Raw genomic sequence first — 13,544 nt, 5'->3', positions numbered from 1 at the left:
GACCGGTGGTTCTCGGTAGAAGGTGGGTCAGGCGGCGTCGGCGGCGGTGCCGGCGGTCACCTCCCGCCGGGCGGCTGGGTAGCGGATGCTCTCCACCATCTCGACGATTTCGTCCGGCGGTGGCGCCGTCATCTTCGACACCACGACGGTGACGACGAGGTTGACGATCGCGCCGATGGTGCCGATGCCCTCCGGGCTGATGTCGAAGATGTGCGGGTTGGCCGCGGTGCCGAACACCGGCAGCGTGTAGATCATGTAGCTGGCGGTGAAGATCAGACCGGTCACCATGCCGGCCGCCGCGCCGGTGGCATTACATCGTTTCCAGAAGATGCCGAGCACGATGGCCGGGAAGAAGGTCGACGCCGCCAGGCCGAAGGCGAAGGCGACCACCTGCGCCACGAACGCCGGCGGGTTGATGCCGGCGTAGATGGCGATCAGCACCGCGAGGCCCATGGCGATCCGACCGGCGAGCAGTCGCTGCTTGTCGGTGGAGTCCCGCTTGACCCGGCGGAAGTACAGGTCGTGCGAGAACGACGACGAGATCACCAGCAGCAGGCCGGCCGCCGTGGACATCGCGGCGGCCATGCCGCCGGCCGCCACCAGACCCACGATCGGCGCCGGCAGGCCGGCGATCTCGGGACTGGCGAGGACCAGGATGTCGTTGTTGACGATCAGGTCGGCCCCGGAGGTCGGGCTGTTGCTGACCGTGTTGATTGTCGTCGCGCCGTCGCTGACCGTGACCAGCCCGGTCGCCGCCCAGTTCTCGATCCAGCTGGGCAGCGCGTCGGCCGACACCCCGTTGACGTCCTGGAGCAGGTTCAGCTTGGTGAAGGCGCCCACCGCCGGGGCGGTGGTGTAGAGCAGGGCGATGAAGAACAGCGCCCAGAACGCCGAGTAGCGGGCACCGCGTACGGTCTTCGTCGTGTAGAACCGGACGATGACGTGCGGTAGACCGGCGGTGCCGATCATCAGCGCCATCGTCACCAGGAACACGTCGATCTGTGGCCGGGCCGCGAACGCCTCGGTGTACTGGTTCAACCCCATCTCGACGCTGATCGCGTCGAGTTCGGCGAGGATCTGCCCGAACGACACCTGTGGGATCGGAATTCCGGTCATCTGCTGCGCCACCGCGAAGGCGGGAATCAGATAGGCGACGATCAGCACCGTGTACTGCGCCACCTGGGTCCAGGTGATGCCCTTCATGCCGCCGAGCACCGCGTACAGACCGATGATCACCGCGGCGAGGATGACGCCCTGGGTCACGTCCAGCTTCAGGAACCGGCTGAAGACGATGCCGCCACCGCGCATCTGCCCGACCACGTAGGTGAAGGAGATGATGATCGCGGCTACCGCGGCGATGGTGCGGACGGTCTCCGAGTACCGATCACCGACGAACTCGGGCACCGTGAACTTGCCCCACTTGCGCAGGTAGGGGGCGATCAGCAGGGCCAGCAGCACGTAGCCGCCGGTCCAGCCCATCAGGTAGATGGTGCCGTCGGAGCCGAGGAACGCGATCAGGCCGGCCATCGAGATGAACGACGCGGCCGACATCCAGTCGGCGGCCACGGCCGCACCGTTGGCGATGGTGGGAATGCCCTGGCCGGCGACGTAGAAGCCGGCGGTCTCCTTCACCCGGCTGCGCCAGGCGATGTAGAGGTAGACGGCGAACGAGCCGACGATGAAGATGAGGGTCCAGATCTGGATCTGACTCATTTGTCAGCCCCCTCAGTCTCCTGCTCGTCAACACCGAACTGGTTGTCGAGGCGATCCATCATCTTCGCGTACACGAAAATCAGGATCACGAAGACGTAGATCGATCCCTGCTGGGCGAACCAGAACCCGAGCGGGAATCCGGCAATGACGATGTTGTTGAGTGGTTCGACGAGCAGGATTCCGAAGCCGAACGAGACGACGAACCAGATGGCCAGGAGAATCACCATGAGCCGCAGATTGCGGCTCCAGTATTCTTTGCGCCAGCTGTTGTCCGGCGGGGAAGCCGGTGGTGGTGCCGCCGGTGGCGGTTCACCGCCACGGGTCTCCTTATCGGGGGTTACCTCGGTCATGTCTGGAGCCTCCTAGTCGGTATGGAACCGGTAGATCCGGCGAGGGGCCTGCGACACGGCGCCCGGTTGGTGGTGACGCGGTGCTGGTGCCGTGGCCCGACCCGCCCAGCCGCGTCGCCGTACTGCTCGACGTGGTTGTGCGGTCGGTCACACCTTTGGTCTGGGAAGCGAACGTGACGCAGCCTGGCCAGGCAAGAGTTGATCCGTCAGGTGCGGCCTCCGGTCGCTGAGCGGTCCGTTGGACCCCGCGAACGGTCGAGTGGGCCGAACCGGAGCGCCGTATCATCCGCTTTCGCGGTTTTTTGTGGCCCCGGCCCGTCCGCCCACCGACCCCGCCCGACCGCTCACCGATCGGCCCGTTCGATCAACGGTTCCGAGCGCCTAGCATCCGGACATGGCCGACACCGCATCCACCGCCGCCCCGGTTCGCCGGCGCGTCTTCCACGCCGGCAGTCTCGGCATGATCGTCGGCGGCGTGCTCGCGCTGGTCGGCTCGCTGCTGCCCTGGGTCATCACGCCGTTCGGTTCGCTCTCCGGCGCAGCCGGTCCCGGTCTCTGGACGCTGAGCATGGCGTTCCTGGCCGTCGCCGGTGCCCTGCTGCCGTACCGCAAGGTGGCCATCGCGCACAGCCTGATCCCCGGGCTGGTTGTCGCCGCGATCGTCGGCTGGCAGGTGGCCCGCTTGATCAGCCTCAGCGCCAGCACCGGTGCCTGGGGGCAACTGATGCCCGGCATCGGCCTGATCATGGCCGCCGGTGGCGCGGTGGTCCTGATCCGCACCGGCATGCGCCTGGTCAAACTGAGCTGACCGCCGGCCGCGCCGAGCCGGAGACGAGAGATCCGGCCGAGCCGTGAAACCTTCCGCCGCCCGTGCGCGTCATCCCGCTGAATCGACCGAGGATTGCCCGCCACCCGGCGGCTGACCCCGGTGCCGAACAGCTCGGGAGGAATCGTGTCGCTGGGTAGGTGGCTCGCCGCTGCGGGCCTGGTGGTGCTGACCGGCACCGCCGTCGCGGTGTACAGCATGGGTCCGGCCTCCGGCGACGAGCCGGCGCGCGCGGCGGCGACGCCCGTGGACGCTCCGGCGGAGGTGACAGCGGGACGGACGCCGCCGCCCGGTGACGCCCCGGCGGGCGCGGCGGTGGCAGCACCGCCACCCTCCACGGCGGCGGCGGACCCGCTGCTGTCCGGCAAGCGTCGGATCACCATTGTCCGGGTCGGTGCCTTCGAGTCGGGGCTGGCGCTGCTCGACGGCGGCCGGTTGGCCGAGGTGGACGACGACCGGGGCCGACAGGTGTTCGTGCCGACGCCGGTGGGCTCGGGACAGTTCCTCGTCAAGGCGTACCACGGTGGCGGTACCGGGCAGCCGGTCTGCTGGCAGGTGCGCAACCCGGGCGACAGCCGGCCGCTCCACGTGCGGGGCGCCGCCTGCCGGGCCGACGACCCCGCCCAGCGCTTCGAGATCACCGCGGTGGCCGACGGTGGTCCCCGCGAGTACCTGATCAGCAACCGGTGGGCCTACCTGCGGACCTCCGCACGATCCGGCCTGATCATGGAGGAGTTGGGGGATGCCCCGCCGGCGAGTAGCTTCCGGTTCACCGACACCGGACCGGCACCCCGGAGGTAGGGCGCCGTCACGCCCCCGGGTACCGGTCCCGGGGGTGTCGTCCGGCCACGACCAGCAGCGACAGTACGGGTGGGAACGTGAGTGAAACGCGACGCTGAGGAGTTCGACGCCTTCTACTCGGCGTCGGCGCAGCGGGTGCTGGGTCACCTGGCGGCGATGACCGGCAGCCGGGCCGAGGCCGAGGACGCGGTGGCGGAGGCGTACGCCAGGGCCTGGGACCGCTGGGCGTCGGTGCGGGAGTGCGACAGCCCGGAGGCGTGGGTGCGCCGGGTCGCGTACCGGATTGCGGTGAGCGCCTGGCGCAAGACGGTGAACCGGCTCCGTGCCCACCGCCGGGAGATGGCCGGCCAGCAGGTCGAGCCGACCTCGGTCGATCACGTGGCGGTGGTGTCGGCGCTGCGACGCATCTCCGCCGAGCAGCGGCGGGTGGTGGTCCTGCACCACCTGGTCGGGCTGAGCGTGACCGAGATCGCGGCGGAGATCGGCAGCAACGTGAACACCGTCAAGACGCGGCTCGCCCGGGGGCGTCGGGCCCTCGCCGCGCACCTGAGCGACGACGCATACGAGACCACCGGCGGGGGAGGCAGTCATGGGTCCTGAGCCGCATCTCGACGAGGCGCTGCGGGCGTTGGCCGGGCACGGCCGGCAGGGGAGGGTGCCGGCCGCCGTCGACATCCGACGTCGGGGCGACACCCGACGTCGTCGCCGACGGACCGCTTCCGCCGCCCTGGGCGCCGTACTCGTGGGTCTGCTCGGTGCCGGCGCGGTCCTGGCCCGTCCCGCCGGAGGCCCGGACTCCCTACCCGTCGGCCCGGCCGGCCCGACGACACCGCCGGCCGCCGCGTCGGCCAGTCCCGACCCGGCCGGCACGTCCGGTCCGCCGGGCGGTCCGTCGAGCAACGATCCGCTGCTGTCGGGGCGGCGGCAGCTGACGATCGTCCGAGCGGCCGAGCAGAGCGGCGGGCTCTCCCTGCTCGCCGACGGTCGCCTCGCCGAGGTCGACGGCGACGAGGGTCGCCAGCTGTTCGTGGTCACGCCGCAGGGACCCGACACCTATCTGGTCCGGGCCGCCGAGCGGGGCGACGAACCGACCGACACCTGCTGGGAGGTGCGGTCGTCGGGCAGTCAGCCGTTGCGGGTGGTCGCGGCCGCCTGTGCGCCGGAGGAGCCGAGGCAGCAGTTTGCCATCGTCCGGGACGGGCAACGCGGCGGCGAGCCGACGTACGCGATCAGCAGCCACTCGGCCTACCTGCAGAACTCACCGACCCGTGGCCTGATCCTGGAGGAGTTGGGCGACGCACCACTGACCACGCGGTTCCGGCTGGTCGACAACGGAGCGGCGCCGGGATGACCGGTCGCTGCCCGAGCGGGCAGCGCGGGTACCGGTCGGGCAGGTCGTGCCCCGAAACGGGCACCGCAATTGTGGTGGTTTGCCGTCTGTGACGGTTATGAGCTGCCCGTTCGGCGGTGGAAGCCGGTCACCAAATCCACTGGATTGAACGGCAGGTGACCGGGGTCACCTGCCGTTCATCAGTGTTACAAAAAAGCACCCGAGCCGAACGGAGGTGTGCAGGTGGACCCGACCCAGCGCCGGCAGCACATCCTCACCTTGGCTCGCCGTCAGGGCGACGTCGACGTGCGCAAGCTCGCCGCCGACCTGGGCGTGGCGCCGGAAACCGTTCGACGCGACCTGAGCCTGCTGGCCCAGCAGGGGCTGGTGCGCCGCACCCACGGCGGGGCGTACCCGGTGGAGACGGCCCGCTTCGAGACGACCCTGGAGACCCGGGCCACCCGGATGGTCGTGGAGAAGCGACGGATCGCCGCCGCGGCGGTGGAACATCTCGGCGACGCCGAGTCGGTGTTCATCGACGAGGGCTACACCCCGCAACTGATCGCCGAGGCGTTGCCCACCCACCGCCCACTGACGGTGGTGACCGCCTCCCTGCACACCGCGGCGGCGCTGGCCGCGTACCCGAGCCTCACCGTGCTGTTGCTCGGCGGCCGGGTCCGTGGTCGGACCCTGGCCACCGTCGACCACTGGGCCACCCGGATGCTTGCCGGATTCGTCATCGACCTGGCCTACATCGGGGCCAACGGCATCTCCCGCAAGCACGGGCTGACCACGCCCGACCCGGCGGTGGCCGCCGTCAAGGCCCAGGTGATGTCGGTGTCCCGGCGGGTGGTGTTCGCCGGGGTGCACACCAAGTTCGGTGGGCACAGCTTCTGCCGCTTCGCCGACGTCGCGGACGTCGACACCATCGTCACGGACACGGCACTGCCGGCGTCCGAGGCGCACCGCTACTCACTGCTCGGCCCGGTGGTGCTGCGCGTCTGAGCGCCGCCGTCCGACCCACCTTTCCCTCACCACCACACCCCACCATGGAGGTTCGCTGTGCCTGAAACACGAACTCCTCGTCGACGGCGTGGGCCGGCCGCGCTCGCCGCCGTCCTCGCCGTCACGTTGGTCTCGACCGCCTGTTCCGGAGCGGGCGGTGGTTCCTCCAGCGACGGCACCGCCATCACCGTGCTGATGGTCGGCAACCCGCAGATGGAGGACCTGGCGAAGGTCACCGCCGACAACTTCACCAAGGACACCGGAATCGAGGTGCGGTTCACGATCCTGCCGGAGAACGAGCTGCGCGACCGGGTCACCCAGGACGTCGCCACCCAGGGCGGCCAGTACGACGTGGCGACGATCGGGGCGTACGAGGCGCCGATCTGGGCGCAGAACGACTGGCTGCACGAACTCAGCTCGTACGCGGACGCCGACACCGCGTACGACAAGGGTGACCTGCTGGAGCCGATGGTCGCCTCGCTCTCCGGCACCGACGGCAAGCTCTACGCCGCCCCGTTCTACGGCGAGTCGTCGTTCCTGATGTACAACAAGGAACTCTTCGCCGCCGAGGGCCTGACCATGCCGGAGCGGCCGACCTGGCAGCAGGTGGCCGAATTCGCCGAACAGCTCGACGACGACGCCACCGGCGTCTCCGGGATCTGCCTGCGCGGGCTGCCCGGCTGGGGTGAGCTGTTCGCCCCGCTGACCACTGTGGTGAACACCTTCGGCGGCACCTGGTTCGAGCAGGACTGGACGCCGAAGGTCAACGCGCCCGAGTTCACCGAGGCGACGAAGTTCTACGTCGACCTGCTGCGCGAGCACGGCCAGCCCGGCGCGCCGCAGTCCGGCTTCACCGAGTGCCTCAACACCTTCGGGCAGGGCAAGGCCGCCATGTGGTACGACGCCACCTCCGCCGCCGGCACCCTGGAGGACCCCAACGCCAGCACCGTCGCCGGCAAGGTCGGCTACGCGTACGCGCCGGTCAACAAGACCGAATCGTCCGGCTGGCTGTGGGCGTGGGCTCTGGCCATGCCGAAGACCACGAAGAACGCCGACGCCGCCTGGAAGTTCATCTCCTGGGCCACCGGCAAGGAGTACGAGAAGCTGGTCGGCTCGTCACTCGGCTGGTCCCGGGTGCCGGCGGGCAAGCGTCAGTCCACCTACGAGATCGCCGAATACCGGCAGTCCGCCGAGGCGTTCGCCGACATCACGCTCAAGTCCATCCAGGAGGCCGACCCGGTCAGTCCCGGGGTGCAACCGAGGCCCGCCCTCGGCGTGCAGTTCGTCGGCATCCCGGAGTTCGCCGACCTGGGCACGAAGGTGTCGCAGGAGGTGTCGGCCGCGATCGCCGGCCAGACCACCGTCGACCAGGCGCTCGCCGACGGCCAGCGGTTGGCCGAGGAAGCCGCCAGCAACCACCGGTAGCCGCCCGCCGGGGCCGGTCGACCGGCCGGCCCCGGCCCTGCCCCCGAGGCGGATCGATGACCACCACCAGCACCACCGGTGCGGACGCCCCACCGCGACCCACCGTCCGTCCCACCCGTGACGACCGGCGGCACCGCTGGACCCGTCGGGCCCCGCTGCTGCCCGCCCTGGTCTTCGCCATCGTGGTGACGCAACTGCCCTTCCTGTTCACCCTCTACCTGTCCACCCAGAGCTGGAACGCGCTGCGGCCGGGCAGCCGCGAGTTCATCGGCCTGGCGAACTACGCGACCGTGCTCACCGACGGTCGACTGCGTGCCGCGTTGCTCAACACGGTGGTGCTCACCGCTTCGTCGGTGCTCGCCTCCGTACTGCTCGGCCTCGGCCTGGCCATCCTGCTCGACCGCAAGTTCCCCGGTCGGGGGATCGTCCGCACCCTGCTCATCACCCCGTTCCTGGTGATGCCGATGGCGGCGGCGCTGTTGTGGAAACACGCGATCTACAACCCGTCCTACGGCCTGATCAACGGCATCCTCGGCGGCAGCACCGACTGGGTGTCGCAGTACCCGATGGTCTCCGTGGTCGCCGCGCTGGTCTGGCAGTGGACCCCGTTCATGATGCTGATCATCCTGGCCGGCTTGCAGAGCCAGTCCCTGGAGACGCTGGAGGCGGCCCGGGTCGACGGCGCCGGCCCGTGGCAGACCTTCACCCGGATCACCCTGCCCTACCTGCGGCCCTATCTGGAACTGGGTGCCCTGCTCGGCTCCATCTACCTGGTGCAGACCTTCGACGCGGTCTTCACCATCACCCAGGGCGGCCCGGGTCGGGCCACCACCAACCTGCCGTACGAGATCTACCTGACCACCTTCCGCAAGTTCGAGTACGGCGAGGCCGCCGCGGCCGGCGTCGTGGTGGTGATCGGCACCATCATCGTCGCCACCTTCGCGCTGCGGGTGATCTCCAGCCTGTTCCGGATGGAGGACGCACGATGACCCGTACCGCGAGTCCGGCCCGGCGCAGCGCGGGCCGCACCGGGGCCGCGTGGACCGTACTGGCGTGGCTGGCCGGCCTGTTGTTCTTCCTGCCGGTGGCCTGGATGGTGCTCACCGGCTTCAAACGCGAGGTCGACGCCGCCAGCAACCCGCCGTCCTGGTTCTTCACCCCGGTGCTGGACGGCTACCGGCAGGTCTTCGACCGGGACATCACCCCGTACCTGCTCAACTCGGTGATGGCCAGCGTGCTGTCCACCCTGCTGGTGCTCGTACTGGCCACCCCGGCGGCGTACGCGCTGTCGATCCGGCCGGTCGAACGCTGGCGCGACGTGCTGTTCTTCTTCATCAGCACCAAGATGCTGCCGGTGGTCGCCGCGCTGCTGCCGATCTACCTGCTGGTGCAGGACCTCGGCATGCTTGACAACGTCTGGACCCTGATCGTGCTCTACACCGCCATGAACCTTCCGCTCGCGGTGTGGATGATGCGGTCGTTCCTGCTGGAGGTGCCGGCGGCGCTGATCGAGGCGGCGGCGATGGACGGTGCCGACCTGCTCGTCACCATCCGGCGGATCCTGCTACCGATCGTGGCGCCCGGCCTGGCCGCGACCGCGCTGATCTGCTTCATCTTCAGCTGGAACGAGTTCTTCTTCGCGGTCAACCTGACCGCCACCCGGGCCGGCACCTCGCCGATCTTCCTGGTCGGCTTCATCACGTCCGAAGGGCTGTTCCTGGCCCGGCTCTGCGCGGCGGCGACAATCGTGTCGCTACCGGTCGTGCTGGCCGGCTGGATCGCCCAGAAACAACTCGTCCGAGGACTCTCCATGGGGGCGGTCAAGTGAAGGCAGCAGTCATCGTCACGCCGGGCCAGATCAGCGTCGAGTCGGTACCGGACCCCACGCCCGGCTCCCGGGACGTGGTGGTCGAGGTCGCCGGATGCGGGATCTGCGGCACCGATCTGCACATCATGGACGGCGAGTTCGCGCCCGCGTACCCGATCGTGCCGGGCCACGAGTTCGCCGGCACGGTGGTCGCGGTGGGGCGGGACGTCACCGAGGTGCGCGTCGGTGATCCGGTGGCCGTGGACCCGTCGCTGCACTGCGGCGAGTGCTACCAGTGTCGCCGGGCCCGGGGCAACCTCTGCGAACGGTGGAACGCCATCGGGGTCACCGTCTCCGGTGGGGCGGCCGAGTACGCGCTCGCCCCGGTACGCAACTGCGTGGTGCTGCCGTCCGGTGTCGCCCCGGCCGACGCCGCACTCATCGAACCGCTCTCCTGCGCGGTACGCGGCTTCGACGTGCTGCCCCGCCGGCTGGCCGACCACTATCTCATCTACGGCGCCGGCACCATGGGCCTGATGATGCTGGAGCTGGCCAAACGCTGCGGTGCGGCAACCGTCAGCGTGGTCGACCTCAACCCCGACCGCCTCGCCACCGCCGTCCAGTTGGGCTGCTCGGCGAGCGCCGCCAACGCCGACGAACTGGACCGCCCGCGCGGCTGGGACGTCGTCATCGACTGCACCGGTGTCGAGGCGGCGATCGCCGACGGCCTGACCCGGGTGGCTCCCGCCGGCACGTTCCTCCAGTTCGGCGTCTCCGAGTACGCCACCCGGGTGCCGGTCGAGCCGTACCGCATCTACAACAAGGAGATCACCGTCACCGGCTCGATGGCCGTCCTGCACAGCTTCGACCGTGCCGCCGAGCTGTTCGCGGCCGGCGTGCTGGACCCGCAGGTCTTCATCAGCCACCGTTTCCCCCTGGCCGCCTACGCCGACGCGATGTCGCAGTTCCGCGCCGGCATCGGCCGCAAACTCCTCATCACCTGACCCCACCCGCCCACCCCCCACTGGGAACCTCGCCCCGACGGGGGGAACAGGAAGCAGCAACATCGGTGATGTTGTCCCCTCATGGACGCCCGAGGCAGCAACATCGGGGATGTTGCTGCCTCATGGCGTCCGGGCACGCGGCTGGCGAGGGACGCGGCAGGGCGAGGCAGATGGCATGCGGGCAGGCGGCATGGTCAGCTGTGCGGCATGCTCGGGTGGGTGGCGGGGTACCGGGCCGGGGTGCGGATGGACAAGGCCGAGCGTGCAGAGTTCCGTCGGCTCGTGGCGGACTTCAGACGGTGGGGTCAACTCGCCCAGGAGGTGCGGGACTGGCACCGGGCCGTCCAGCAGAGGGCCAGCAGCGCCGAAGGGGGCCTGCGGGACCGCAGCGTCGTGGTCGATCGCTCCGGCCAGGGGGCGTGGCGGGTGCTCGCGCTGCGGGCGAACGACCGTGACGCCGTCCGGCGACTCCAGGAGCGGGCCGCGCTTCCCGCGACGACATCCGCCGACCACGCTCTGCTGCGCCTGCTCACCGATGACGCCCCGCGCGCCGTCGCCGACCTCGCACCCATGCTCGACGTACGCCGTTACCTCGCTGGACCGGCCAGGAAGCAGGCAGCGGCCAGCGCCGCGATGTTCCTCCGGGCCAGGCACGCGGAGGTCATCGCCGCTGACGGCACCGAGCGCCTGGCGTACCTCGGCGTCCCCACCGCACCGACCGAGCCGACCCGGGACAGCCTCCGGGACCTGCTCGACCCGTCCCTTCGTTTCGCGCTTCTCGCCGAGCGCACCGGCGGGGAGCCCGAACTTGTCGAGCGGACGGGGCAGGAGCGCGGGCCCACGGGCCGGATCGGACCGGAGCGGGAGCCGGCCGGGTGGACCGGTCCAGAGCCGGAGCTGGTGGACCGGTCGGTCTTCGGAGGGCTGCCGGCGGCACTGGCCGCCATCGACAAGGTCGTGGCCGGCGAAGCCGCGTACCGGTCGGCGGCACGTGCGGCGGGTGAGGAGGTCAGACATCTTGAGGTGCAACGCCTCCTGCGGGACATGCCGGTGGAGGCGTTGCGAACCGCCACCCGGGACCGGCTCCGCCTCGGGCCGCTGGCCGACGCCGGAATCGTCACGGTGCAGGACGTGCTGCACCATGGCCCGTCGCTTCAGGCGCTTCCGGGTGTCGGGGAGACCTCGGCGCGTCGCCTGATCGGAGCAGCCCGCACCCTCTGGCAGACCACGTACGACGAGACGCCGGTCCGCATCGACGTCGACCACCGCCACCAGGAGACCACTCTCCTGCTGCGGCGGCTCGCCGAGTGGGACGCGCGCCGGCGTACGCGTGGCGCGGCAGCCGACCTCGAACGCGCCGCGGAACTCGCGTCGCTGGGCGGCGCCATCGACCGCAGGACCACTCACCTGCTGGTGGTGCCGACCCGAGGGCTCGCCGCCAGCGGCCTCTGCGAGAGCATCGAGATCGTCGAACGGCGAGCCGAGCTGCTCGGCAGGTCCTCCGCACCCGGTCGGCGGAACCAGCGTGCCGATCCGTGGGACGACTTTCTCACTCGCCCCGCCGACTACTTCGCGATGCTCTCCGAGCTGGGATTCGCCAGCGGCGACGAGAACGCGGCGCACGGCGATCTCCCGGACGAGATCATCGAGGCGGTACGCGACCAGGCACTCGACGGCGCACACCTGACCGCCTCTCTGCGCGGCTACCAGAGCTTCGCGGCGCGCTTCGCCCTGGTCCAGCGCAAGGTCATCATCGGGGACGAGATGGGCCTCGGTAAGACAGTCGAGGCGCTCGCGGTACTGGCGCACCTGCGCAGCAGGGGAAGCACGCATTTCCTGGTGGTGTGTCCCGCCGCCGTGGTGACCAACTGGGTCCGCGAGATCAGCGGCAAGTCGAGGCTGCGTCCATACCGGGTACACGGCCCGGAACGCGATGCCGCGGCCCGTGCCTGGCTGCGGGACGGGGGCGTGGCGGTCACCACGTACGAGACCCTCGCCTGGTGGGGGCCGCAGCTGCGGGAGTTCCCCGACCTGGCGTGTGTCGTGGTCGACGAGGCCCACTACGTCAAGAACCCACAGGCGCAGCGGTCGATCAGGACGAAGGAGATTGTCGCGCGCGCCGAACGGGCCATCCTGCTCACCGGTACGCCGCTGGAGAACAAGGTCGACGAGTTCCGCAACCTCGCCTCCTACGTACGCCCCGATCTCACCGTCGACGCCACCGACCCGTCACCCGCGCGGTTCCGGCGGCAGATCGCACCCGCGTACCTGCGCCGCAACCAGGACGACGTGCTCGACGAACTGCCCGAACTCATCGAGGTCGAGGAGTGGCTGCCGATGTCCTCGGCGGACACCACCCGTTACCGCGAGGCGGTCGAGCGGGGAAACTTCATGCGGATGCGCCAGGCGGCGATGCTTCAGGCCGCCGATTCCACAAAGGTGCAGCGCCTCGTCGAGATCGTCCGGGAGGCGGCGGAGAACGAGCGCCGAGTCATCGTCTTCTCCCACTTCCGGGAGGTACTCGAACTGGTCGCCCGTACCCTTCCCGGCCCGGTCTTCGGTCCGCTGACCGGCTCGGTGCCCGCCAACCACCGGCAGCGGATGGTGGACGAGTTCTCGGCCGCCCGCCACGGCGCCGTCCTGGTGGCCCAGATCGTGGCCGGTGGCGTCGGGCTCAACATCCAGTCCGCCTCCGTCGTCGTCATCTGTGAACCTCAGCTCAAGCCGACCACCGAGGCGCAGGCCATCGCCCGGGCACACCGGATGGGGCAGGTCCAGTCGGTGCAGGTCCACCGGCTGCTCTCCGAGGAGGGCGTCGACCAGCGGATCACCGAACTGCTGGCGGGCAAGCGCCGCATCTTCGACGACTTCGCCCGGGTCAGCGACACGGCCGACGCGAGCCCGGAGGCGGTGGACCTGTCCGAGTCCGAACTCGTCCAGGAAGTGGTGGCCGCCGAACGCCAACGCCTCCTCGCCCCCGCGCCCGACCTCCCGCCCCAGCACGCGCCGTCGTAACCCGTTGCCGAAGGATCTGTGGCAGTGAAAGCGTCAACCGCCCGGCGTGTCGACTACCGCGACTGCCACGGATCCGAAGTGTCACCGTCCCCGGTCCAGCGGGTCTGCCTGAGGGTGGTGAGGAGGTTGCGGGCGGCGGTGGCCACGGCACAGTCGGGGACGCGGCAGAGCGGGCAGCGGCCGTCGGGCCGGGCTGGTGGTCTCGCAGCGTCCAGCGGGCGGTCAGGGTGAGGCGGTTGAGGATCTGCGCCAGGGTGAGCAACGGTGC

At 70.2% G+C, this 13,544-nt stretch carries 12 protein-coding genes; 10 read left to right on the top strand and 2 right to left on the bottom strand.

The features are described 5' to 3' along the window. Positions 1-27: 27 nt before the first annotated feature. Positions 28-1,713: a sodium:solute symporter family protein gene (locus tag KBX50_RS11405; protein ID WP_210936940.1), complete on the bottom strand. Its 1,686-nt coding sequence runs from the start codon at positions 1,711-1,713 to the stop codon at positions 28-30. Next, complete coding sequence (locus KBX50_RS11400) at positions 1,710-2,063, bottom strand: DUF4212 domain-containing protein (protein WP_210936938.1); 354 nt, start codon at positions 2,061-2,063, stop codon at positions 1,710-1,712. The genes KBX50_RS11405 and KBX50_RS11400 overlap by 4 nt, the downstream gene beginning before the upstream one ends. A gap of 394 nt (positions 2,064-2,457) precedes the next feature. On the opposite strand from KBX50_RS11400, the gene KBX50_RS11395 reads away from it, so the two are divergent. The 10 genes from KBX50_RS11395 to KBX50_RS11350 all read left to right on the top strand — a co-directional run bounded on the left by KBX50_RS11395 (position 2,458) and on the right by KBX50_RS11350 (position 13,276). Then, positions 2,458-2,871 (top strand): hypothetical protein, encoded by a 414-nt coding sequence (locus KBX50_RS11395; RefSeq protein ID WP_210936936.1) that lies wholly within the window; start codon positions 2,458-2,460, stop codon positions 2,869-2,871. 144 nt (positions 2,872-3,015) lie between these two features. Beyond that, on the top strand, positions 3,016-3,690 hold the full coding sequence (locus tag KBX50_RS11390) for a hypothetical protein (RefSeq protein ID WP_210936934.1): 675 nt from the start codon (positions 3,016-3,018) through the stop codon (positions 3,688-3,690). Positions 3,691-3,771: 81 nt separating this feature from the next. Beyond that, positions 3,772-4,290 carry a sigma-70 family RNA polymerase sigma factor gene (locus tag KBX50_RS11385; RefSeq protein WP_093402170.1) on the top strand — a complete coding sequence of 173 codons (519 nt, stop codon included), beginning with the start codon at positions 3,772-3,774 and terminating at the stop codon, positions 4,288-4,290. After that, positions 4,280-5,041 (top strand): hypothetical protein, encoded by a 762-nt coding sequence (locus tag KBX50_RS11380; RefSeq protein WP_210936932.1) that lies wholly within the window; start codon positions 4,280-4,282, stop codon positions 5,039-5,041. The genes KBX50_RS11385 and KBX50_RS11380 overlap by 11 nt, the downstream gene beginning before the upstream one ends. Positions 5,042-5,263: 222 nt before the next feature. Beyond that, positions 5,264-6,025, top strand: a complete 762-nt coding sequence (locus KBX50_RS11375) for a DeoR/GlpR family DNA-binding transcription regulator (protein WP_210936930.1) — start codon at positions 5,264-5,266, stop codon at positions 6,023-6,025. A gap of 57 nt (positions 6,026-6,082) precedes the next feature. Beyond that, positions 6,083-7,450, top strand: coding sequence for a sugar ABC transporter substrate-binding protein (locus KBX50_RS11370; protein ID WP_210936928.1), 1,368 nt, complete (start codon positions 6,083-6,085; stop codon positions 7,448-7,450). A 56-nt stretch (positions 7,451-7,506) separates the two neighbouring features. Further along, positions 7,507-8,439: a carbohydrate ABC transporter permease gene (locus tag KBX50_RS11365; RefSeq protein WP_210936926.1), complete on the top strand. Its 933-nt coding sequence runs from the start codon at positions 7,507-7,509 to the stop codon at positions 8,437-8,439. Then, entirely contained in the window at positions 8,436-9,278 is an 843-nt protein-coding gene (locus KBX50_RS11360) for a carbohydrate ABC transporter permease (RefSeq protein ID WP_210823365.1), read from the top strand. The genes KBX50_RS11365 and KBX50_RS11360 overlap by 4 nt, the downstream gene beginning before the upstream one ends. Further along, positions 9,275-10,261 carry a zinc-dependent alcohol dehydrogenase family protein gene (locus tag KBX50_RS11355; protein ID WP_210936924.1) on the top strand — a complete coding sequence of 329 codons (987 nt, stop codon included), beginning with the start codon at positions 9,275-9,277 and terminating at the stop codon, positions 10,259-10,261. Before KBX50_RS11360 ends, KBX50_RS11355 begins: the two co-directional genes overlap by 4 nt. A gap of 219 nt (positions 10,262-10,480) precedes the next feature. After that, positions 10,481-13,276: a DEAD/DEAH box helicase gene (locus tag KBX50_RS11350; protein WP_307870917.1), complete on the top strand. Its 2,796-nt coding sequence runs from the start codon at positions 10,481-10,483 to the stop codon at positions 13,274-13,276. The last annotated feature ends 268 nt before the right edge of the window (positions 13,277-13,544 follow it).

Source organism: Micromonospora sp. C51, from assembly GCF_018070435.1.
Lineage (GTDB): Bacteria > Actinomycetota > Actinomycetes > Mycobacteriales > Micromonosporaceae > Micromonospora > Micromonospora sediminimaris.
This window is presented reverse-complemented; position numbering and strand designations above follow the sequence as displayed.